Annotated in this window: 17 protein-coding genes and 2 pseudogenes; 15 read left to right on the top strand and 4 right to left on the bottom strand. The window is 71.6% G+C overall.

The window, feature by feature from the left end; all coding sequences use genetic code 11:
* Positions 1 to 63 precede the first annotated feature (63 nt).
* Together ABEB13_RS28205 and ABEB13_RS28210 are read right to left on the bottom strand one after the other, a co-directional pair.
* Entirely contained in the window at positions 64 to 522 is a 459-nt protein-coding gene (locus ABEB13_RS28205; RefSeq protein WP_345707686.1) for an indole-3-glycerol phosphate synthase, read from the bottom strand.
* 106 nt (positions 523 to 628) lie between these two features.
* A complete protein-coding gene (locus ABEB13_RS28210) occupies positions 629 to 1,387 on the bottom strand; it encodes a dihydrofolate reductase family protein (protein WP_345707687.1) in 759 nt (252 codons plus the stop codon).
* Between ABEB13_RS28210 and zapE the strand changes: the two genes are divergently transcribed.
* The 5 genes from zapE (at position 1,386) to ABEB13_RS28235 (ending at position 7,127) form a co-directional block, all read left to right on the top strand.
* Positions 1,386 to 2,483 carry a cell division protein ZapE gene (gene zapE, locus ABEB13_RS28215; RefSeq protein WP_380230753.1) on the top strand — a complete coding sequence of 366 codons (1,098 nt, stop codon included), beginning with the start codon at positions 1,386 to 1,388 and terminating at the stop codon, positions 2,481 to 2,483. The genes ABEB13_RS28210 and zapE overlap by 2 nt on opposite strands.
* A gap of 89 nt (positions 2,484 to 2,572) precedes the next feature.
* Positions 2,573 to 4,666 carry an excinuclease ABC subunit UvrB gene (gene uvrB / locus ABEB13_RS28220; protein WP_345707689.1) on the top strand — a complete coding sequence of 698 codons (2,094 nt, stop codon included), beginning with the start codon at positions 2,573 to 2,575 and terminating at the stop codon, positions 4,664 to 4,666.
* 203 nt (positions 4,667 to 4,869) lie between these two features.
* Positions 4,870 to 5,457 (top strand): TerD family protein, encoded by a 588-nt coding sequence (locus tag ABEB13_RS28225; protein ID WP_345707690.1) that lies wholly within the window; start codon positions 4,870 to 4,872, stop codon positions 5,455 to 5,457.
* 220 nt (positions 5,458 to 5,677) lie between these two features.
* Positions 5,678 to 6,658 (top strand): TerC family protein, encoded by a 981-nt coding sequence (locus ABEB13_RS28230; RefSeq protein WP_345707691.1) that lies wholly within the window; start codon positions 5,678 to 5,680, stop codon positions 6,656 to 6,658.
* A 265-nt stretch (positions 6,659 to 6,923) separates the two neighbouring features.
* Positions 6,924 to 7,127, top strand: coding sequence for a cold-shock protein (locus tag ABEB13_RS28235; RefSeq protein WP_100888177.1), 204 nt, complete (start codon positions 6,924 to 6,926; stop codon positions 7,125 to 7,127).
* An 86-nt stretch (positions 7,128 to 7,213) separates the two neighbouring features.
* Here ABEB13_RS28235 and ABEB13_RS28240 read toward each other — a convergent pair whose 3' ends face one another.
* Together ABEB13_RS28240 and ABEB13_RS28245 are read right to left on the bottom strand one after the other, a co-directional pair.
* Positions 7,214 to 7,867 (bottom strand): MBL fold metallo-hydrolase, encoded by a 654-nt coding sequence (locus tag ABEB13_RS28240; protein ID WP_100888176.1) that lies wholly within the window; start codon positions 7,865 to 7,867, stop codon positions 7,214 to 7,216.
* 66 nt (positions 7,868 to 7,933) lie between these two features.
* Positions 7,934 to 8,713, bottom strand: a complete 780-nt coding sequence (locus ABEB13_RS28245; protein WP_345707692.1) for a maleylpyruvate isomerase family mycothiol-dependent enzyme — start codon at positions 8,711 to 8,713, stop codon at positions 7,934 to 7,936.
* 361 nt (positions 8,714 to 9,074) lie between these two features.
* On the opposite strand from ABEB13_RS28245, the pseudogene uvrA reads away from it, so the two are divergent.
* From uvrA to secG, 10 genes and pseudogenes are all read left to right on the top strand, one after another.
* Positions 9,075 to 12,006, top strand: a pseudogene (gene uvrA / locus ABEB13_RS28250) (excinuclease ABC subunit UvrA); the annotation flags it as partial.
* 146 nt (positions 12,007 to 12,152) lie between these two features.
* Entirely contained in the window at positions 12,153 to 12,665 is a 513-nt protein-coding gene (locus tag ABEB13_RS28255) for a Rieske (2Fe-2S) protein (RefSeq protein ID WP_345709855.1), read from the top strand.
* 65 nt (positions 12,666 to 12,730) lie between these two features.
* Complete coding sequence (gene uvrC / locus ABEB13_RS28260) at positions 12,731 to 14,845, top strand: excinuclease ABC subunit UvrC (protein ID WP_345707693.1); 2,115 nt, start codon at positions 12,731 to 12,733, stop codon at positions 14,843 to 14,845.
* A gap of 118 nt (positions 14,846 to 14,963) precedes the next feature.
* A complete protein-coding gene (rapZ, locus tag ABEB13_RS28265) occupies positions 14,964 to 15,872 on the top strand; it encodes an RNase adapter RapZ (RefSeq protein ID WP_345707694.1) in 909 nt (302 codons plus the stop codon).
* 118 nt (positions 15,873 to 15,990) lie between these two features.
* Positions 15,991 to 17,024, top strand: a pseudogene (locus tag ABEB13_RS28270) (gluconeogenesis factor YvcK family protein).
* Positions 17,015 to 17,995 (top strand): DNA-binding protein WhiA, encoded by a 981-nt coding sequence (gene whiA / locus ABEB13_RS28275; protein WP_100888170.1) that lies wholly within the window; start codon positions 17,015 to 17,017, stop codon positions 17,993 to 17,995. The pseudogene ABEB13_RS28270 and the gene whiA overlap by 10 nt, the downstream one beginning before the upstream one ends.
* Positions 17,996 to 18,184: 189 nt before the next feature.
* Positions 18,185 to 19,189 carry a type I glyceraldehyde-3-phosphate dehydrogenase gene (gene gap, locus ABEB13_RS28280; RefSeq protein WP_100888169.1) on the top strand — a complete coding sequence of 335 codons (1,005 nt, stop codon included), beginning with the start codon at positions 18,185 to 18,187 and terminating at the stop codon, positions 19,187 to 19,189.
* A 159-nt stretch (positions 19,190 to 19,348) separates the two neighbouring features.
* Complete coding sequence (locus ABEB13_RS28285) at positions 19,349 to 20,554, top strand: phosphoglycerate kinase (RefSeq protein WP_345707695.1); 1,206 nt, start codon at positions 19,349 to 19,351, stop codon at positions 20,552 to 20,554.
* A gap of 5 nt (positions 20,555 to 20,559) precedes the next feature.
* The gene (tpiA, locus tag ABEB13_RS28290; RefSeq protein WP_345707696.1) at positions 20,560 to 21,345 is read left to right on the top strand and encodes a triose-phosphate isomerase; all 786 of its coding nucleotides are present in this window, start codon (positions 20,560 to 20,562) and stop codon (positions 21,343 to 21,345) included.
* Between the two features lie 88 nt (positions 21,346 to 21,433).
* Positions 21,434 to 21,667 (top strand): preprotein translocase subunit SecG, encoded by a 234-nt coding sequence (gene secG / locus ABEB13_RS28295; protein WP_345707697.1) that lies wholly within the window; start codon positions 21,434 to 21,436, stop codon positions 21,665 to 21,667.
* The last annotated feature ends 55 nt before the right edge of the window (positions 21,668 to 21,722 follow it).

Below are 21,722 nucleotides of genomic sequence, written 5' to 3' on the forward strand. Positions count from 1 at the left end.
AATGACGAGAATCGTCCTCGCGGTGGTTCCGCAAGGACGATTCTGCCCTACCAGAGGGGAGGCTCAGGAGTCGCTGGCGAACAGCTTGAGCACCGGGACCCCCACCTTGTGCCGGGCCCGGGAGGCCCAGTCGCGGTGGAAGAACTCCTCGACGAAGTGCGGCGAGGTCAGCACCAGCACCTCGTCCGCGGCGTGTTCCTCGACGACGCTGCGCAGGTTGTCGAGCGGGTTGTCCTCGACGACCCGGCCGGTGGCCTCGGCCCCAGCCGTGCGCAGGTGGCGCAGGCTGTGCTCCAGCGACTCGCCGGCCACGGTCGGCACGGCCTCCTCCTCGCGTTCGTGCACGGCTCTGTCGAGATGGCCGAGCGCCACGTCGTCGAGGGCGCGCAGCAGCTCGTCCTGCCGGCCGCGCGGCTGCATGAGCACGACGAAGGACACCTTCTCCTCGCCGTGCAGGGTGGTGACCAGCTCCACGTCCGCGTCGGAGAGGGCCTTCTCGATCATCAGTACGGTCTTGAACACGTGTGTCCCTTCGACGCCGCAGCCCCGGGTCCGCTGCCACCTCCATACTGCCCGGAGGAAGCTTTCCTCACGCTGCACACGCACCACATGGGCCACACCGGCCGGGTCAGCCCCGCCGCGCGTACCGGGTGAACAGGAAGCCGTCCGCCTCGATCAGCGACACCAGGTCCATCGCCCGCACGTCGGCCGGCTGCGGACCGGCCGTGATCCGCGGCGCGTCGCCGCCGGTCACCAGCGGCGCCACCGACAGGCACAGCTCGTCCAGCAGCCCGGCCCCGGCCAGGGAGCCGAGCAGCCGCGGCCCGCCCTCGGTCAGCTGCCGCGTCCAGCCCCGCGCGGCCAGCTCGGCCACCGCCACCGACGGGTCCACCGCGCGCTCGCCGGCCACCACCACGTCCGCCACCGCGGCGACCGCCCGCCGGGCGTCCGCCGGGGCGTCCTCGGTGGTGACCACCACCGTCCGCACCAGCGGCTCGGTGAACAGCGGCGCGGACAGGTCCAGCCTCAGGCTGCGCGAGACGACCGCGATCGCCGCCGCGGGCGCCTGGCCGGCCGACGCGCGGGCCGCCGCGAAGGCCTCCCGCGCCCGGGCCGGCCGGTAGCCCTCGGCCCGGACGGTCTCCGCGCCCACCAGCACCACGTCCGCCAGCGCCCGCAGCACCCCGAAGATCCGCTTGTCCGCCGCGCTGGACAGGCCCTCCGAGAGCCCGGCCAGCCGGGCGGCGCCGTCCAGCGACGACACCATGTTCGCCCGCAGCCACGGCCGCCCGGCCGCGCTCGGCGGGTACGCGTACAGGGCGGCCAGCGACTCCGGCGCCGCCGGGTCGGCGACGGGACGGTCCAGCGGGTTGATCAGCAGCTGCATGGGACCGAGTCTTCCACGGGGCGTACCCTGTACTACCGTGCCTGCTGCCTCCCGCCCCGACACCGCGGACCCCGACACCGCCGTGACCGCCCTCACCGACCGCCGTCCGGTGGTGCCCGCCGAGCGGCTGGTGGCCGAGATGGTCCCGCCGCCGCGGTTCGCCGGCGTCAGCTTCGGCAGCTACCTCCCGGACAGCTCCCAGCCGAGCCAGTACGAGGCCGTGCAGGTCCTGGAGGAGTTCGCGGCCTCCCTCAACGGCGCGGCGGCCGCCCCGAAGCGCAGCTGGTTCCGCCGCTCCGCGCCCGCCCCCGCGGGACCCGCCGGGATCTACCTCGACGGCGGCTACGGCGTCGGCAAGACCCACCTGCTGGCCTCGCTCTGGCACGCCACCCCGGGCCCCAAGGCCTTCGGCACCTTCGTCGAACTGACCAACCTGGTCGGCGCACTGACCTTCAAGGGCGCCGTCGAGACGCTCTCCTCGCACCGGCTGCTCTGCATCGACGAGTTCGAACTCGACGACCCGGGCGACACCGTGCTGGTCTCCACCCTGCTCGGCCGGCTGGTGGAGAACGGCGTCAAGCTCTGCGCCACCTCCAACACCCTGCCCGAGAAGCTCGGCGAGGGCCGGTTCGCCGCCGCCGACTTCCTGCGCGAGATCCAGGGCCTGTCCGGGCACTTCCGCCCGGTGCGGATCGACGGCCAGGACTACCGCCACCGCGGTCTGCCGGCCGCCCCGGCCCCGTGCACCGACGAGCAGGTGACGGCGCGCGCCGCGGCCGCCCCCGGCGCCTCGCTGGACGACTTCGACGCCCTGCTGGAGCACCTCAAGGCCGTCCACCCCAGCCGCTACGGCGCGATGCTGGACGACGTCCACGCGGTCTTCCTGCGCGGCGTCCGCCCGGTCGACGACCAGTCCACCGCGCTGCGCCTGGTCGTCCTCGCCGACCGGATGTACGACCGCGAACTGCCGATCACCGCCTCCGGTGTCCCCTTCGACCAGGTCTTCCCCGAGGAGATGCTGCGCGGCGGCTACCGCAAGAAGTACCTGCGCGCGATATCCCGCCTGGTCGCGCTGGCCCGCGACAGCGCCCGCTAGAGCCCGCGACAGCGGGCCCGGCAAGGGCCGGGGCGGGCCGGTCCGCCCGTCCGGCCCCGGTTGTCGGTGCCGGGTCGTACGGTGGACTGGTGCGCCCCATCACGAGTATCGAGCGGTCCACGACGCCCTTCGAGGTCGTCAGCCCCTACCAGCCGAACGGCGACCAGCCGGCGGCCATCGCCGAGCTGGAACGGCGGATCCGAGCCGGCGAGAAGGACGTCGTCCTGCTCGGCGCCACCGGCACCGGCAAGTCGGCGACGACCGCCTGGATGATCGAGAAGCTCCAGCGGCCCACCCTGGTGATGGCGCCCAACAAGACGCTCGCCGCCCAGCTCGCCAACGAGTTCCGCGAGCTGCTGCCCAACAACGCCGTCGAGTACTTCGTCTCGTACTACGACTACTACCAGCCCGAGGCCTACGTCCCGCAGACGGACACCTACATCGAGAAGGACTCCTCGATCAACGAGGAGGTCGAGCGGCTGCGCCACTCGGCGACCAACTCGCTGCTCACCCGCCGCGACGTCGTCGTGGTCGCCTCGGTCTCCTGCATCTACGGTCTCGGCACCCCGCAGGAGTACGTGGACCGGATGGTCCCGCTCAAGGTCGGCGAGGAGATCGACCGGGACGCCCTGCTGCGCCGCTTCGTCGACATCCAGTACACCCGCAACGACCTCGCCTTCACCCGCGGCACCTTCCGGGTCCGCGGCGACACCATCGAGATCTTCCCGGTGTACGAGGAACTCGCCGTCCGGATCGAGATGTTCGGCGACGAGATCGAGGCGCTCTACACCCTGCACCCGCTCACCGGCGAGATCATCAGCCAGGACGACTCCGTCTACGTCTTCCCCGCCTCCCACTACGTCGCCGGCCCGGAGCGGATGGCCCGCGCGGTCAACGACATCGAGAAGGAGCTCGGCGAGCGCCTCGCCGTCCTGGAGAAGCAGGGCAAGCTGTTGGAGGCCCAGCGGCTGCGGATGCGCACCACCTACGACCTGGAGATGCTCCGCCAGATCGGCTCCTGCTCCGGCGTGGAGAACTACTCGATGCACTTCGACGGCCGCGAGCCGGGCACCGCGCCCAACACCCTGCTCGACTACTTCCCGGAGGACTTCCTCCTGGTCATCGACGAGTCGCACGTCACCGTCCCGCAGATCGGCGCGATGTACGAGGGCGACGCCTCCCGCAAGCGCACCCTGGTCGACCACGGCTTCCGGCTGCCCTCGGCGATGGACAACCGCCCGCTCAAGTGGGAGGAGTTCCTCGGGCGGATCGGCCAGACCGTCTACCTCTCGGCGACCCCCGGCAAGTACGAGCTGTCGCGCGGCGACGGCGCGGTCGAGCAGATCATCCGCCCCACCGGCCTGATCGACCCCGAGGTGATCGTCAAGCCGACCGAGGGCCAGATCGACGACCTGGTGCACGAGGTCCGCCGGCGGGTCGAGAAGGACGAGCGCGTCCTGGTCACCACCCTCACCAAGAAGATGTCCGAGGACCTCACCGACTACATGCTCGGTCTCGACATCCGGGTCCGGTACCTGCACAGCGACATCGACACGCTGCGCCGGGTCGAGCTGCTGCGCGAGCTGCGCGCCGGCGAGTACGACGTGCTGGTCGGCATCAACCTGCTCCGCGAGGGCCTCGACCTCCCCGAGGTGTCGCTGGTGGCGATCCTGGACGCCGACAAGGAGGGCTTCCTGCGCTCCGGCACCTCGCTGATCCAGACCATCGGGCGCGCGGCGCGCAACGTCTCCGGCCAGGTGCACATGTACGCCGACCGGATCACCCCGGCGATGGAGCTCGCGATCGACGAGACCAACCGCCGCCGCGCCGTGCAGCAGGCCTACAACGAGGCCAACGGCATCGACCCGCAGCCGCTGCGGAAGAAGATCGGCGACATCCTCGCCACCATGGCCCGCGAGGACGTCGACACCGACGAGCTGCTCTCCACCGGGTACCGCGGCGCCGCGGGCAAGGGCCGGGCCCCCGTCCCGGCGCTGGGGGCGGGCGCCAAGCCCGCCAAGAGCCTGCCGGCCGCCGAGCTCGCCCAGCTCATCCAGGACCTCACCGACCGGATGCACGCGGCCGCCGCGGAGCTGCAGTTCGAGGTCGCGGCCCGGCTGCGCGACGAGGTCGGCGAGCTCAAGAAGGAGCTCCGGCAGATGCGCGAGGCCGGCATGGCGTGAGCCGGCCGGGGCCGGGCACCCGCCCCTGGGTGCCCGGTACCCGAAGGCCCTAGGCTGGCCTGCGGGTACCGGCCGCCGGACGGATGTCGGCGGCGGCGGTGCCGGCCGCAGCATGGGGGCCTCAGCCGGGGGACGGCACCGGGGTGTTCCGTCGTCGTTCCGGGGTGGGCGCTCGCCCGCCGGGGGAGAGAAGAGGTAGCACCGTGTCGGTGAGTCTGGCCAAGGGACAGCAGGTCAGCCTGCAGAAGAGCACGGGGGAGTCGCTGACGGTCGTCCGGATGGGGCTCGGCTGGAAGGCGGCGCCCCGACGCGGCCTGTTCGGCACCCGGGCCCGCCAGGTGGACCTGGACGCCTCGGCCCTGCTGTACGCCGAGAAGACCCCGTCCGACGTGGTCTTCTTCCGGCACCTGGAGAGCAACGACGGCTCGGTGCGGCACACCGGCGACAACCTGACCGGCGGCACGGGGGCCGTCGCCGCGGGCGACGACGAGTCGATCCTGGTCGACCTGCTGCACGTGCCGGTGCACATCACCCAGATCGTCTTCACGGTCAGCTCCTACACCGGCCAGACCTTCGCCGAGGTGGAGGACGCGCACTGCCGGCTGGTCGACGAGGCCAGCGGGCAGGAGCTGGCCCGCTACCGCCTCGCGGCGGGCGGCCGGCACACCGGGCAGATCATGGCCAAGGTGTTCCGCGAGGAGTCCGGCGGCTGGGCCATGCAGGCCATCGGCGCCCCGGCCCGGGCCCGCACCTTCCAGGACATGCTGCCCGCGATCGAGCCCTTCCTCTGAGGTCCACCAGGGCGGCTCTTTACCTTTTTTACCTTCTCTTGGGGATTCTGTTAGCCTCGCAGGAGCGGAGGGGAGTACTCCCCAAGCGGTGACCCCGTCAACACGGACGCCCGCCCATCGGGCGTCCCGGGGTGCCCGCCCGCGTGCTCGCCCGGCGAGCCGCTGGGTGGAGGAGACCTCCGGCAGTGACGATGATCGCCTACCTGCCGGAGGAGCAGCAGTGGACGTCTCCCTTGGATTGTGGATCGGCACCGTCGGGGTGCTGGTCGCCCTGATCGTGGCCGACTTCTTCATCGGCGGCCGCAAGCCGCACGAGGTCTCGCTCAAGGAGGCCGGGATCTGGACGGCCGTCTGGGTCGCGCTGGCGGCCCTCTTCGGCGCCTTCGTCTGGTGGCACTCGGGCTCCCGGCCGGCCGGTGAGTTCTTCGCCGGCTACATCACCGAGAAGTCGCTGAGCGTCGACAACCTCTTCGTCTTCATCCTGATCATGGGCAAGTTCGCGGTGCCGCGGATCTACCAGCAGCGCGTGCTGATGGTCGGCGTGATCATCGCGCTGGTGCTGCGCGCGGTCTTCATCGCCGGCGGCGCCGCCCTGATCAACAACTTCTCCTGGGTCTTCTACTTCTTCGGCGCCTTCCTGATCTGGACGGCGTGGAAGCTGGTGAAGGACGCCCTCGCCGGTGAGGAGGACGAGGAGTTCGAGGAGAACCGTCTGCTCAAGGCGGTCGAGCGGCGCGTTCCGTCGACCGACGTCTACCACGGGACCAAGCTCTTCGTCCGGGAGAACGGCCGCCGGCTGATGACCCCGATGCTGATCGTGATGATCGCCATCGGCACCACCGACGTGCTGTTCGCGCTGGACTCGATCCCGGCGATCTTCGGCCTCACCCAGGACGCCTACATCGTCTTCACCGCCAACGCCTTCGCCCTGATGGGCCTGCGCCAGCTGTACTTCCTGATCGGCGGCCTGCTGAAGAAGCTGGTCCACCTCTCGTACGGCCTCTCCGTGATCCTCGGGTTCATCGGCGTGAAGCTGGTGCTGCACGCGCTGCACGAGAGCGGCGTGCACGTGCCGGAGATCGGCATCCCGCTCTCGCTGGGCTTCATCGTCGCGGTGCTGGCCGTGACCACCGCGACCAGCCTGATCGCGTCCCGCCGGCAGGCGGCCGAGGGCGAGGAGCCCGCGAAGATCGACGCCTGACCGGCCGGTCCCGGCCCCGGCCCGCTCCGCGAGCGGGCCGGGGCCGGTCCGGTTCGGCGCGAACGGGCCCCACGACGTGCCGCGTGCCGCGCGTCCTCCTGCGGTTGACCCGGAGGCGGAGTAGCGTGGTGATCAGCAGTCGTGGTTCCGAGTCTTCGCCCGCGGTGATGTGCCGCGGGCTTTTCGCTGTCTCCGCACCATGGCGATCACCTCCGCACGGGCCCGCACAGAGCGAGTCCGGCACCTAGTGCGACAGGGAAAAAGCATGACTCAGGGCACCGTGAAGTGGTTCAACGCCGAGAAGGGGTTCGGCTTCATCGAGCAGGAGGGCGGCGGCCCCGACGTCTTCGCCCACTACTCCAACATCGACGGCCAGGGCTTCCGTGAGCTCCAGGAGGGCCAGCGTGTCGAGTTCGACGTCACGCAGGGCCAGAAGGGCCCGCAGGCCGAGCGGATCCGCGTGATCTGACCACCCCGGCTCCAGGGGCCCCCGAGCACGGACGCTGCCCGTCCGGCCCGGGGGCCCCGCCGTTTCCGGGGCCGCGCCGCTCCGGGCTACCAGCCGCGCTCGCGCCATTCGGCGAGGTGCGGGCGCTCCGCGCCGAGGGTGGTGTCGTTGCCGTGGCCGGGGTAGACCCAGGACTCGTCCGGCAGCACGTCGAAGATCTTCTCGTTGACGTCGCGGAACAGGCTCGCGAAGGCCTCCGGGTCCTTCCAGGTGTTGCCGATGCCGCCGGGGAAGAGGCAGTCGCCGGTGAACACGTGGGGGTGGCCCTGCGGGTCGTCGTAGGTCAGCACGATCGCCCCGGGGGTGTGCCCGACCAGGTGGCGCACGGTGAGCTCGACCTGGCCGACCCGCAGCACGTCGCCGTCGTCCAGCAGCAGCTCGGTCGGGACGTCGATGCCTTCGGCGTCGATCCGGCCGGCCGCCGTCCGGGCACCGGTGGCCGCCACCACGTCGGCCAGCGCCGCCCAGTGGTCGTGGTGCCGGTGGGTGGTGACCACCGTGGCCAGCCGGTCGCCGACCGTCTCCAGCAGGGTGGGGCCGTCGGCCGCCGCGTCGATCAGCAGCTGCTCGTCGGTGGCCCGGCAGCGCAGCAGGTACGCGTTGTTGTCGTACGGGCCGACCGCCACCTTGGTGACGATCAGGTGGGCGAGTTCGCGGGTGTCCGGTGGTCCGCCGACCTTGACCGCTCCGTGGTACGTCATCGCACAGCTCCTCGCTCGTCATGGCGCGTCGGCGGCTGAAAGGCCGTCACCGGCATCATCGCCTGTTCAGTGCAGGGGAGGAAGCTCCGGCAGGGCCCGGCGGGCGTCCGGGACGAGCCCGCCGTCCCGGTGGACCTGCAGGCCGTCGCCGTCCGAGCGGCCCGCCAGCCAGGCGGCCAGCGCCCGGACGGGGCCCTCGACGGTCAGCTCCGGTGGGCCGCCGGCCCGGCCGGTCGCGGTGCGGGCGCCGGTGTCCTCGGCGACCAGGAGCAGCGGCGGCAGCCCCTCGGAGCCGGACAGCAGCCCGGCGATCCGGGCCACCTCGGCGGAGGCGAACGGCTCGGGCCAGTGCGCGGGGGTGTAGCCGGAGTCCAGGTCGACGTGGTGGTACTCGACCTCCATCAGCCGCTTCCACGGCACCTGGTGGGCCGGGAAGGTGTAGCCGGTGCGGTGGTGCAGGGTGGCCGTCCAGGCCTCGTCCGGCAGCGTCGCGGCGCAGGCGGCGAACCGCTCGGCGGTCGCCCGCAGGTCGGCGAGCTGGACGTCGAGGGGCCGCCCGGCGCCCTCGCGGATGCCGTGCTCGCGGGCCTCCGGGCTCGGGTACTGGGGGATGTCGACGCCCGTCCGCGCGGTCTCCATCAGGTTGACCAGGGAGTCGGCGTTGCGGGCCAGGTGGGCGAGGACGTGGCCGCGGCTCCAGCCGGGCAGTGCGGACGGCCCGGTGACGTCCGCGGGGTCGAGCCCGGCGACCGTGCGCAGCAGGTGGGCGGTGGAGTCGGCGACGGCCTTCAGGTCGCCGGCGGCGGTCTCGGCAGCCCGGTGGGCGAGGGCCTGGGGGTCGGTCATGGCGGCCTCCGGTGGTGCGGTCGGTGCGGTCGGTGCGGTCGGTGCGAGGGACGCGGCGGACGGCGGGTGCCGCTGCCCGTCCGGTGCCGGCGGCGAGCGGCGTTGCCCGCGGGGGCCGCCGGTCGTTGTCAGGAGGACGCTACCCCCGCGGAACGGCGCCGAACTGCGGTTTCATCGCACGGATGATCAAGCCGCCGGGCGCCCATCACTCGTTCGGGTGGTCTCCGGTGGACAAGCTCGATATTCGAACGCCTGAGCTATAGGCTGGCGGTCCGAAGCCGGAAGAAAACGCCCATCTCGCTCGTTGGTCCCCTTGGGGCCACACGAAGCCCCACCTCCCCGGAGAAAGGCGCCAGAAGCAGTGGCCGACCGCCTGATCGTCCGCGGTGCTCGCGAGCACAACCTCAAGAACGTCTCGCTCGACCTGCCCCGTGACTCCCTCATCGTCTTCACCGGCCTCTCCGGGTCCGGCAAGTCCTCGCTGGCCTTCGACACGATCTTCGCCGAGGGTCAGCGGCGGTACGTCGAGTCGCTGTCCTCGTACGCCCGGCAGTTCCTCGGGCAGATGGACAAGCCCGACGTGGACTTCATCGAGGGCCTCTCCCCGGCCGTCTCGATCGACCAGAAGTCCACCAGCCGCAACCCGCGCTCCACGGTCGGCACCATCACCGAGGTCTACGACTACCTCCGGCTGCTCTTCGCCCGGATCGGCAAGCCGCACTGTCCGCACTGCGCCCGCCCGATCGCCCGGCAGTCCCCGCAGGCCATCGTGGACCGCGTGCTGGAGCTCGCCGAGGGCACCCGCTTCCAGGTGCTGAGCCCGGTGGTCCGGGAGCGCAAGGGCGAGTTCGTCGACCTCTTCGCCGACCTCCAGTCCAAGGGCTACGCGCGCGCCCGGGTGGACGGCGCGACCGTCCAGCTGACCGAGCCGCCCACGCTCAAGAAGCAGGAGAAGCACACCATCGAGGTGGTCATCGACCGCCTCACCGTCAAGGAGCGCCAAGCGCCGCCTCACCGACTCGGTGGAGACGGCGCTCAAGCTGTCCGGCGGCATGGTCGTGCTGGAGTTCGTCGACCTGCCGGCGGACGACCCCGAGCGCGAGCGGATGTTCTCCGAGCACCTGTACTGCCCGTACGACGACGTCTCCTTCGAGGAGCTGGAGCCCCGCTCCTTCTCCTTCAACTCGCCGTTCGGCGCCTGCCCGGACTGCTCCGGCCTCGGCAACCGGATGGAGGTGGACCCGGAGCTGGTCATCCCCGACGAGGAGAAGTCGCTGGAGGAGGGCGCCATCCACCCGTGGTCCCAGGGCCACACCAAGGAGTACTTCCAGCGCCTGATCGACGCGCTGGCCGGCGAGCTCGGCTTCCGCACCGACCTGCCGTGGGCCGGCCTGCCGGCCCGGGCCCGCAAGGCGCTGCTGTACGGCCACAAGACCCAGGTCGAGGTGAAGTACCGCAACCGGTACGGCCGCGAGCGCTCGTACACCACCTCCTTCGAGGGCGCCGTCCCGTTCGTGCAGCGCCGGCACTCGGAGTCCGAGAGCGACTCCAGCCGCGAGCGCTTCGAGGGGTACATGCGCGAGGTGCCCTGCCCGGCCTGCCACGGCACCCGGCTCAAGCCGGTGGTGCTCGCCGTCACCATCCAGGACAAGTCGATCGCCGACGTCTCCGGGATGTCGATCAGCGACTGCGCCGAGTTCCTCGGCGCGATGAAGCTCACCGCCCGCGACAAGAAGATCGCCGAGCGGGTCCTCAAGGAGGTCAACGAGCGGCTGCGGTTCCTGGTCGACGTCGGCCTCGACTACCTCTCGCTCAACCGGGCGGCCGGCACCCTCTCCGGTGGCGAGGCCCAGCGCATCCGCCTCGCCACCCAGATCGGCTCCGGCCTGGTCGGCGTGCTGTACGTCCTCGACGAGCCCTCCATCGGCCTGCACCAGCGCGACAACCACCGGCTGATCGAGACCCTGGTGCGGCTGCGCGACATCGGCAACACCCTGATCGTCGTCGAGCACGACGAGGACACCATCAAGACTGCCGACTGGATCGTCGACATCGGCCCCGGGGCCGGCGAGCACGGCGGCAAGGTCGTCCACTCCGGCTCGCTCAAGGAGCTGCTGGCCAACGACGAGTCGCTGACCGGCCAGTACCTCTCCGGCAAGCGCGCCATCCCCACCCCGGCCGTCCGCCGGCCGCGTGACAAGAAGCGCCAGCTGACAGTGCACGGCGCCCGCGAGCACAACCTGCAGGACGTCACGGTCGGCTTCCCGCTCGGCACCTTCACCGCCGTCACCGGCGTCTCCGGCTCCGGCAAGTCGACGCTGGTCAACGACATCCTCTACACCCACCTGGCCCGCGAGCTGAACGGCGCCCGCAGCGTCCCCGGCCGGCACACCCGGATCACCGGCACCGACCTGGTGGACAAGGTGGTGCACGTCGACCAGTCGCCGATCGGCCGCACCCCGCGCTCCAACCCGGCCACCTACACCGGCGTCTTCGACCACGTGCGCAAGCTCTTCGCGGAGACCCAGGAGGCGAAGGTCCGCGGCTACCTGCCGGGCCGCTTCTCCTTCAATGTCAAGGGCGGCCGCTGCGAGAACTGCTCCGGCGACGGCACCATCAAGATCGAGATGAACTTCCTGCCGGACGTCTACGTCCCGTGCGAGGTCTGCCACGGCGCCCGCTACAACCGGGAGACGCTGGAGGTCCACTACAAGGGCAAGTCCATCGCCGAGGTGCTGGACATGCCGATCGAGGAGGGCCTGGACTTCTTCGAGGCCGTCCCGGCGATCGCCCGCCACCTGCGCACCCTCAAGGAGGTCGGCCTCGGCTACGTCCGGCTCGGCCAGCCCGCCACCACGCTCTCCGGCGGCGAGGCCCAGCGCGTCAAGCTCTCCTCCGAGCTCCAGAAGCGCTCCACCGGCCGCACCGTCTACGTGCTCGACGAGCCCACCACCGGCCTGCACTTCGAGGACATCTCGAAGCTGATCCGGGTGCTGGAGGGCCTGGTCGACAAGGGCAACACCGTGATCGTCATCGAGCACAACCTCGACGTCATCAAGACCGCCGACTGGATCGTCGACATGGGCCCGGAGGGCGGCAGCGGCGGCGGCATGGTCGTCGCCGAGGGCACCCCGGAGGAGATCGCCCAGGAGACGTCCAGCCACACCGGCAAGTTCCTGCGCGACATCCTCGGCGGCGTCTCGGACGCGGCCGACGCCGCGGTGCCCGCGGCCCGCAAGGGCGGGGCCCGGAGCGGCACCGCCAAGGCGGCCGGCAGCACCGCCACCCCCGCAAGCGGGCCGCGGCCAAGAAGTAGCGACCCCCGCGGGCGACCTGCGGGCGCCCGCCCGCCCCGGCCCCGGCCGGGGCGGGCGGCTCATCAACGGGGCGTAGACTGCGGCCGGTTCGCCCGTCCACCGCGCCCGAGGAGCCGTCGCCCATGTCCGAGACCGTGTCCGCGCCCGTCACCGAGGCGGGCTCCCCGGCAGCGCCCGACAGCCCGCAGACCGCCGTCGCCTCCCGCCGCACGCTGCTCTGCGGGGCCGCCGCGGTGCTCGCCGCAGGGGGCACCGTCGCGGTCGCCGGCTGCTCCTCGTCCTCCTCCGGCTCGGGCACCGGCTCGACCGGTACGGCCCAGGGCGGCGCCACCGCGGCCGGCCCCGTCGACCTCGGCGCGGCCGCCGACGTCCCGGTGGGCGGCGGCAAGGTCTACCGCGACCAGAAGATCGTCGTCACCCAGCCCACCGCCGGCCAGTACAAGGCGTTCAGCGCCCGCTGCACGCACGCCGGCTGCATCGTCGACCAGGTCAAGGACAAGCAGATCGACTGCCCCTGCCACGGCAGCCGCTTCTCGATCACCGACGGCGCCGTCGAGGGCGGACCGGCACCCACCCCGCTGCCCGAGTACAAGGTGGTCGTCGCCGACGGCAAGGTCCAGGTCACCCCGGTCTGAACCACCTGCCGCCCAGCAGCTGAAACCGGCCACGGACGGTCACCGGCAGTCGGTACGGTAGGGGCATGGCAGACCCGTCCACCTACCGTCCGGCGCCCGGTGCGATCCCGCTCTCACCCGGGGTCTACCGGTTCCGCGACGCGCACGGGCGGGTCATCTACGTCGGCAAGGCCAAGAGCCTGCGCCCACGGCTCTCCTCGTACTTCCAGGACATCGCCGGCCTCCACCCGCGGACGGCCACGATGGTGACCACCGCCGCCTCGGTGGAGTGGACGGTGGTCTCCACCGAGGTCGAGGCGCTCCAGCTGGAGTACTCCTGGATCAAGGAGTACGACCCGCGGTTCAACGTCAAGTACCGCGACGACAAGAGCTACCCGGAGCTCGCGGTCACCCTCAACGAGGAGTACCCGCGCGTCCAGGTGATGCGCGGCTCGCACAAGAAGGGCGTGCGCTACTTCGGCCCCTACGGCCACGCCTGGGCGATCCGCGAGACGGTCGACCTGCTGCTGCGGGTGTTCCCGGTGCGGACATGCTCCAACGGCGTCTTCAAGCGCGCCCGCCAGGTCGGCCGGCCCTGCCTGCTCGGCTACATCGGCAAGTGCGCGGCCCCCTGCGTCGAGAAGGTCTCCGCCGAGGAGCACCGCGAACTCGCCGAGGAGTTCTGCGACTTCATGGCCGGCCGGACGGGCGGCCACCTGCGCCGGCTGGAGCAGCAGATGCAGCAGGCCGCCGCCGACATGGAGTACGAGAAGGCCGCCCGGCTGCGCGACGACATCGGCGCCCTCAAGCGCGCCATGGAGAAGAACGCGGTCGTCCTCGCCGACGGCACCGACGCCGACCTGCTCGCCCTCGCCGAGGACGAGTTGGAAGCCGCCGTCCAGATCTTCCACGTCCGTGGCGGCCGGGTCCGAGGCCAGCGCGGCTGGGTGACCGACCGGGTCGAGGACGTCGACACCTCCGGCCTGGTCGAGCACGCCCTCCAGCAGCTGTACGGCTCGGGCAACGAGTCCGTCCCGCGCGAGGTGCTCGTCCCCGAGCTGCCCCAGCCGCCCGGGCCGCTGCGGGAGTGGCTGACCGGCCTGCGCGGCGCCCAGGTCGACCTCCGGGTGCCGCAGCGCGGCGACAAGAAGGACCTGATGGCCACCGTGCAGCGCAACGCCCAGCAGGCGCTGGCGCTGCACAAGACCAAGCGGGCCGCCGACCTCACCACCCGCAGCCGCGCCCTCCAGGAGATCGCCGACGCCCTCGACCTCGACTCCGTGCCGCTGCGCATCGAGTGCTTCGACATCTCGCACCTCCAGGGCGAGGACGTGGTGGCCTCGATGGTGGTCTTCGAGGACGGCCTCGCCCGCAAGAGCGAGTACCGGCGGTTCGCCATCAAGGGATTCGCGGGCCAGGACGACGTCCGCTCCATGCACGAGGTGATCAGCCGCCGGTTCCGCCGCTACCTCCAGGAGCGCGAGCAGACCGGCGAGTGGGCCGTCCCGGAGGACGGCGGCCCGGCCGACGGCGCCGCCGGACCGGACGCCGCCCCGGACGCCGCCCCGGACGCCCGGGACACCGCGGACGCCCCGGCAGGCCCGGACACCGCGGACTCCCCGGAGGCCGCCGGCCCGATCGATCCCGAGACCGGCCGCCCGCGCCGCTTCGCCTACCCGCCGCAGCTGCTGGTGGTCGACGGCGGGCAGCCCCAGGTCGCCGCCGCGCGCCGGGCACTCGACGAACTCGGCATCGACGACGTCGCGCTCTGCGGCCTCGCCAAGCGCCTGGAGGAGGTCTGGCTGCCCGGCGAGGACGACCCGGTGGTCCTGCCGCGCTCCAGCGAGGGCCTGTACCTGCTGCAGCGGGTCCGCGACGAGGCGCACCGCTTCGCCATCACCTACCAGCGCACCAAGCGCTCCAGGCGACTCACCACGGGAGAGCTGGACTCGGTGCCCGGACTCGGCGAGACTCGCCGCCAGGCGCTGCTCAAGCACTTCGGCTCGCTCAAGCGGCTCCGCGCCGCGACCGTGGACGAACTGTGCGAGGTCCCGGGGATCGGCCGCCGGACCGCGGAGACTGTTGCCGCGGCGTTGGCCTCCCGGACACCTGCCGCACCAGCGGTGAACACCGCGACCGGCGAGATCATTGACGACAGTGCCGGGCCGGCCGGGCCCGACGTACCCCAGGAGACGCCATGACGGTCGACGGCGCCCGTCCGCGCCGGCGCCCCTGTGCCGCCCGGCCGGGCGGCCCCGGGAAGTCCGGTGGCCCCTGGCGCGTCCTTCTGAAGCGAACCACCGAGAGCGGGGAAGCCAAGTGACCGTGTCCGACCCTGGGGGTACCACCCGGCCGGAGGCTGGAGAGAACACCCCCGAGTTGGTGATCATCTCCGGCATGTCCGGCGCCGGGCGGAGTACCGCCGCCAAGTGCCTGGAGGACCTGGGCTGGTTCGTGGTGGACAACCTGCCGCCCGCCCTCATCCTGACCATGGTGGACCTCGGCGCCCGGTCCCAGGGCTCGGTGCCCCGGATCGGCGCGGTGGTCGACGTGCGCGGCCGCAGCTTCTTCGACGACCTGCTGACCTCGCTGGAGGAGCTGGAGAAGCGCGGCGTCCGGCTCCGGGTGGTCTTCCTGGAGTCCTCCGACGAGGCGCTGGTCCGCCGGTTCGAGTCCGTCCGCCGCCCGCACCCGCTGCAGGGCGACGGCCGGATCGTGGACGGCATCGTCCAGGAGCGCGAGCTGCTGCGCGACCTGCGCGGCGAGGCCGACCTGGTGATCGACACCTCGAACCTCAACGTCCACCAGCTGCGGGCCAAGCTCGACGCCCAGTTCGCCGACCACGACGAGCCCGAGCTGCGGGCCACCGTAATGTCGTTCGGCTTCAAGTACGGCCTGCCGGTCGACGCCGACCTCGTGGTGGACTGCCGCTTCCTGCCCAACCCGCACTGGGTCCCGGAGCTGCGGGCCCGTACCGGGACGGATCCGGACGTGGCGGGCTACGTCTTCAAGCAGCCCGGTGCCCAGGAGTTCCTGGACGGTTACGCCGAGCTACTGCGGATCGTGACCGAAGGGTATCGCCGGGAGGGCAAGCGCTACATGACTCTTGCCGTAGGCTGCACCGGTGGCAAGCACCGGAGCGTGGCCATGTCGGAGCGGCTGACAAGACGTCTGATCGCGGACGGCGTCGAAACGGTGCTGGTCCACCGCGACATGGGCAGGGAGTGACCCGCCGGGCCTGACCGGGCCGACAGTGCCAAACCCCGTCCGCCGCGCATACCAGCACGAGACAGGAACGTGGGGTCGGTGTGACGGGATACTCGCCAGCACGGCAGTTGCAGCAGAGATCTGGCGAGCGAGCCCCGTCCGGCGGGTCGGCCGGCAGCAAACCGCGGCCCGGCGCCCCCGGATCACCGCGCTGGGCGGCGGGCAGGGCCTGTCGGCCTCGCTCTCCGCCCTGCGCCGGCTCACCAACGAGCTGACCGCCGTCGTCACCGTGGCCGACGACGGCGGCTCCAGCGGCCGGCTCCGCACCGAGCTGGGCGTGCTGCCACCGGGGGACCTGCGCAAGGCGCTGGCCGCGCTGTGCGGCGACGACGAGTGGGGCCGGACGTGGTCCGAGGTGCTTCAGCAGCGGTTCACCGGCGACGGCGAACTCGGCGGGCACGCCGTCGGCAACCTGCTGATCGTCGCCCTCTGGGAGAAGCTCGGCGACCCGGTGGAGGCCCTGAACTGGGTCGGCCGGCTGCTCAACGTCCAGGGCCGGGTGCTGCCCATGTCGGCCGTCCCGCTGGACATCGAGGCCGAGGTCCGCGGCCACGACCCGGCCCGCCCGCACGAGCTGACCGCCGTCCGCGGCCAGGCCAGCGTCGCGGTCACGCCCGGCACCGTGCAGTCGATCCGGCTGCTGCCCGAGGAGCCCCGGCCGTCCCCGAGGCCGTCGAGGCCGTCCTGGAGGCGGACTGGGTGGTGCTGGGCCCGGGCTCCTGGTTCACCAGTGTGCTGCCGCACCTGCTGGTGCCCGAGCTCGCCAAGGCGCTCACCGCGACCCGCGCGCGCCGGCTGCTCACCCTCAATCTTGCCCCGCAGCCCGGCGAGACCGAGGGCTTCACCCCGCAGCGCCACCTGGACGTCCTCGCCGACCACGCCCCCGACCTGGCCGTGGATGCGATCCTGGTGGATGAACGGGCCGTGACCGGCGGCGCCTTCGGCGTCGCCGACCTCACCGGCCTGGAGAAGGCGGCCGAGCGGATGGGCGCCGCCCTGGTGCTCGGTTCGGTGGCCCGTTCGGACGGGACTCCGCGACACGACCCGGAGCTCTTGGCGGCGGCGTACGACCGGATTTTCCGGACGCATGGAAGGATCGGCGCATGGCGATGACCCCAGCGGTGAAGGACGAAATCTCCCGGCTCCCGGTCACCCGTGCCTGCTGCCGCAAGGCGGAGGTCTCCGCGATCCTGCGGTTCGCGGGCGGCCTGCACATCGTGAGCGGCCGCATCGTGATCGAGGCGGAGCTGGACACCGGTATCGCGGCCCGGCGCCTGCGCAAGGACCTGCTGGAAATCTTCGGGCACTCCTCGGACCTGGTCGTGATGGCCCCCGGCGGACTGCGCCGCGGCAGCCGGTACGTGGTCCGGGTGGTGAAGGACGGCGACCTGCTGGCCCGGCAGACCGGCCTGGTGGACGGCCGCGGACGCCCGATCCGCGGGCTGCCCCCGGCGGTCGTCTCGGGCGCGACCTGCGACGCCGAGGCGGCCTGGCGCGGCGCCTTCCTGGCGCACGGCTCGCTGACCGAGCCCGGCCGGTCCTCCTCGCTGGAGATCACCTGCCCCGGTTCGGAGGCCGCACTCGCGCTGGTCGGCGCGGCCCGCCGGCTCGGCATCCCGGCGAAGGCCCGCGAGGTCCGCGGGGTGGACCGGGTGGTGATCCGGGACGGCGACGCGATCGGTGCCCTGCTCACCCGGCTCGGCGCGCACGAGTCGGTGCTCGCCTGGGAGGAGCGCCGGATGCGGCGCGAGGTCCGGGCCACCGCCAACCGGCTGGCCAACTTCGACGACGCCAACCTGCGCCGCTCGGCGCGCGCGGCGGTCGCGGCGGGCGCGCGGGTGCAGCGCGCGCTGGAGATCCTCGGCGACGAGGTGCCCGAGCACCTGGCCGCCGCCGGCCAGCTGCGGATGCAGCACAAGCAGGCCTCGCTGGAGGAGCTCGGGGCGCTCGCCGACCCGCCGCTCACCAAGGACGCGGTGGCCGGCCGGATCCGCCGGCTGCTGGCGATGGCCGACAAGCGCGCCGCCGAGCTGGGCCTGCCCAGCACGGAGGCCAACCTCACCGACGAGATGGCGATGAACTAGCGGGCGCCGCACCGGAGGGCGTCCGGCACCGCACGGTGCCGGGCGCCCTTCGTGCTGCCGGTGCGGAGGGCTCGCGGAGAGGCGATGTGCCCCCGCCCGCCCCAGGGAGGTAGGGTCATGGGTGGTCGGGGACATCCCATTTCCACCCCGTCGGCATAAGTCCGGCGTACCTAACAAGGAGATCGGTTCGTGACGATCCGGGTAGGCATCAACGGATTCGGCCGCATCGGCCGCAACTTCTTCCGTGCGGTTCGGGCCCAGGGCGCGGACATCGAGATCGTCGGTGTCAACGACCTGACCGACACCAAGACCCTGGCGCACCTGCTCAAGTACGACTCGATCCTGGGCACCCTCCAGGCCGAGGTGTCGCACACCGCCGACAGCATCACCGTGGACGGCAAGACCTTCAAGGTCATCGCCGAGCGCGACCCGGCCAACCTCCCCTGGGGCGAGCTGGGCGTGGACATCGTGATCGAGTCCACCGGTATCTTCACCAAGGCCGACCAGGCCAAGAAGCACGTCACGGCCGGTGCCAAGAAGGTCATCATCTCGGCGCCCGCCACCGACGAGGACGTCACCATCGTGATGGGCGTCAACGACGACAAGTACGACGCCGCGAAGCACACGGTCATCTCCAACGCCTCCTGCACCACCAACTGCGTGGCGCCGCTGGCGAAGGTGCTGAACGAGAACTTCGGCATCGTCAAGGGCCTGATGACCACGGTCCACGCGTTCACCAACGACCAGGTCACCCTGGACTTCCCGCACAAGGACCTGCGCCGCGCCCGTGCCGCGTCGCTGAACATCATCCCGACCTCGACCGGTGCCGCCAAGGCGACCGCCCTGGTCCTGCCCGAGCTCAAGGGCAAGCTGGACGGCACCTCGCTGCGCGTCCCCGTCCCGACCGGCTCGATCACCGACCTGGTCGTGACCCTGGAGCGCGAGGTCACCGTCGAGGAGGTCAACGCGGCCTTCCAGAAGGCGTCCGAGGGCGACCTCAAGGGCATCCTGGAGTACACCGAGGACCCGATCGTCTCCTCCGACATCGTGAACTCGCCGTTCTCCACGATCTTCGACTCGCTGATGACGATGGCCCAGGGCAACCAGGTCAAGGTCTTCGGCTGGTACGACAACGAGTGGGGCTACTCGAACCGCCTCGTCAACCTGACCACGCTCGTCGGTGGCCAGCTCTGACCTCAGCGGGAGCTGACGTGATGTGAGGAGCAGGGCCCGGAAGGCCACAGGCCGTCCGGGCCCTCGCTTCGCGTACCACACCCTCACTCTCCGTGTTCCGGTGGCCCGCCGCAGTGCCGCCGCCGTGCACCACCTCTTCTCTCCGGGAGACCGAAGACCGTGAAGACGATCGAAGACCTCCAGGTCGCGGGCCAGCGGGTGTTCGTCCGCGCCGACCTGAACGTTCCGCTGTCCGGCGGCACCATCACCGACGACGGCCGGATCCGCGCCGTCGCCCCGACCATCGCCAAGCTGGTGCAGGCCGGCGCCAAGGTGGTCGTCGCCTCGCACCTGGGCCGCCCGAAGGGCGAGCCCGACCCGCAGTTCTCCCTCGCGCCGGTGGCCGTCCGCCTCGGTGAGATCCTCGGCGTCCCGGTGGCCTTCGCCACCGACACCGTGGGCGAGAGCGCGAAGGCCACCGTCGCCGCCCTGGCCGACGGCGAGGTCACGCTGCTCGAGAACCTGCGCTTCAACGCGGGTGAGACCGCCAAGGACGACGCCGAGCGCGGTGCCTTCGCCGACGAGCTCGCAGCCCTCGCGGACCTGTACGTGGGCGACGGCTTCGGTGCGGTGCACCGCAAGCACGCCTCGGTGTACGACCTGCCGGCCCGCCTGCCGCACGCGGTCGGCGACCTGATCGCCGCCGAGGTGGGCGTGCTCAAGCGCCTGACCGACGAGGTGGCCCGCCCGTACGTGGTGGTCCTCGGCGGTTCGAAGGTCTCCGACAAGGTCGGCGTGATCGACAACCTGCTCGGCAAGGCCGACCGCATCCTCATCGGCGGCGGCATGGCGTACACCTTCCTCGCGGCCCAGGGCCACGAGGTGGGCATCTCGCTGCTGCAGAAGGACCAGATCCCCACCGTGCTGGAGTACCTCAAGCGCGGCGAGGAGAACGGCGTCGAGTTCGTCATCCCGGTCGACGTCGCGATCTCCGGCTCCTTCCCCGACCTGAAGACCAAGGCCCCGGTCGAGGACTTCGAGATCGTCGACGCGGACAGCATCCCCGCCGACAAGGAGGGCCTGGACATCGGCCCGAAGACCCAGGCGCTCTTCGCGTCGAAGATCGCCGACGCGGCGACGGTCTTCTGGAACGGCCCGGTCGGCGTCTTCGAGCACCCGGCGTTCGCCGAGGGCACCAAGGCGGTCGCCGCGGCGCTGCTGGCGAGCGACGCGTTCACCGTGGTCGGCGGCGGCGACTCCGCCGCGGCCGTCCGCATCCTGGGCTTCGACGAGACGGAGTTCGGGCACATCTCGACCGGCGGAGGCGCGAGCCTCGAATACCTGGAGGGCAAGACCCTTCCCGGTCTCGCCGCCCTGGAAGGCTGAGGAAGATGACTGAGCGCCTCCCGCTGATGGCGGGCAACTGGAAGATGAACCTCAACCACCTCGAGGCCATCCAGCACACCCAGAAGCTGGCCTTCACGCTGGCCGACAAGGACTACGAGGCCGTCGAGGTCGCCGTCCTCGTCCCCTTCACCGACCTCCGCTCGGTGCAGACCCTGGTCGACGGCGACAAGCTGAAGATCAAGTACGGCTCGCAGGACATCTCGCAGCACGACTCCGGTGCCTACACCGGCGAGGTCTCCGGCCCGATGCTGTCGAAGCTGAAGTGCACCTTCGCGGTGATCGGTCACTCGGAGCGCCGCCAGTACCACGGCGAGAACGAGGAGATCGTCAACGCCAAGGTCAAGGCCGCCTACCGGAGCGGGATCACCCCGATCCTGTGCATCGGCGAGCCGCTGGACATCCGCAAGGCCGGCACCCACGTCGAGTACACCCTCGCGCAGCTGGACGGCGCCCTCGACGGCGTCCCGGCCTCGGATGCGGAGACGGTCGTCGTCGCGTACGAGCCGGTGTGGGCGATCGGCACCGGCGAGGTGGCGACCCCCGAGGACGCCCAGGAGGTCTGCGGTGCCATCCGCGCCCGCCTGGCGGAGCTGTACGACGGCGAGCTGGCCGGCAAGGTCCGCATCCTGTACGGCGGTTCGGTGAAGTCCTCCAGCGCGGCCGGCCTGATGGCCAAGCCGGACGTGGACGGCGGCCTGATCGGCGGAGCCTCCCTGGACGCCGACGAGTTCGTCAAGATCGTGCGCTACCGCGAGCAGGCAGTAGGCTAACGCCACTGCAGCAACGTAGGCTTTGGGGCCGGACCGCTTCCATGCGGCCCGGCCCCTTCGTCGAAGATACGAGAGAGTTGGTCCCGCCGTGGTTATCGGGTTCTCGATTGCCCTGATCATCTTCAGCCTGCTGATGATCCTCCTGGTGCTGCTGCACAAGGGGAAGGGCGGCGGCCTGTCCGACATGTTCGGCGGTGGCGCGATGTCGACCGGCGGCGGTTCGGCGGTGGCCGAGCGCAACCTGGACCGGATCACCATCGTGGTCGGTCTCGCCTGGTTCGCCTGCATCGTGGTGCTCAGCCTGCTGCTCAAGTACAAGTAACCCTCCGTCCCCAGCCCTTGCGGAGGCGGTGGTGGCAGATGCTTAACCGCCGCTT

It is taken from the genome of Kitasatospora paranensis, assembly GCF_039544005.1.
Taxonomy (GTDB): domain Bacteria; phylum Actinomycetota; class Actinomycetes; order Streptomycetales; family Streptomycetaceae; genus Kitasatospora; species Kitasatospora paranensis.

Coding starts and splice junctions, on each gene's coding strand:
- zapE (WP_380230753.1), top strand. CDS start 1,386: ATGGGACCGAGTCTTCCACGGGGCGTACCCTGTACTACCGTGCCTGCT.
- ABEB13_RS28210 (WP_345707687.1), bottom strand. CDS start 1,387: ATGCAGCTGCTGATCAACCCGCTGGACCGTCCCGTCGCCGACCCGGCG.
- ABEB13_RS28235 (WP_100888177.1), top strand. CDS start 6,924: ATGACTCAGGGCACCGTGAAGTGGTTCAACGCCGAGAAGGGGTTCGGC.
- ABEB13_RS28240 (WP_100888176.1), bottom strand. CDS start 7,867: ATGACGTACCACGGAGCGGTCAAGGTCGGCGGACCACCGGACACCCGC.
- ABEB13_RS28245 (WP_345707692.1), bottom strand. CDS start 8,713: ATGACCGACCCCCAGGCCCTCGCCCACCGGGCTGCCGAGACCGCCGCC.
- ABEB13_RS28255 (WP_345709855.1), top strand. CDS start 12,153: ATGTCCGAGACCGTGTCCGCGCCCGTCACCGAGGCGGGCTCCCCGGCA.
- uvrC (WP_345707693.1), top strand. CDS start 12,731: ATGGCAGACCCGTCCACCTACCGTCCGGCGCCCGGTGCGATCCCGCTC.
- whiA (WP_100888170.1), top strand. CDS start 17,015: ATGGCGATGACCCCAGCGGTGAAGGACGAAATCTCCCGGCTCCCGGTC.
- tpiA (WP_345707696.1), top strand. CDS start 20,560: ATGACTGAGCGCCTCCCGCTGATGGCGGGCAACTGGAAGATGAACCTC.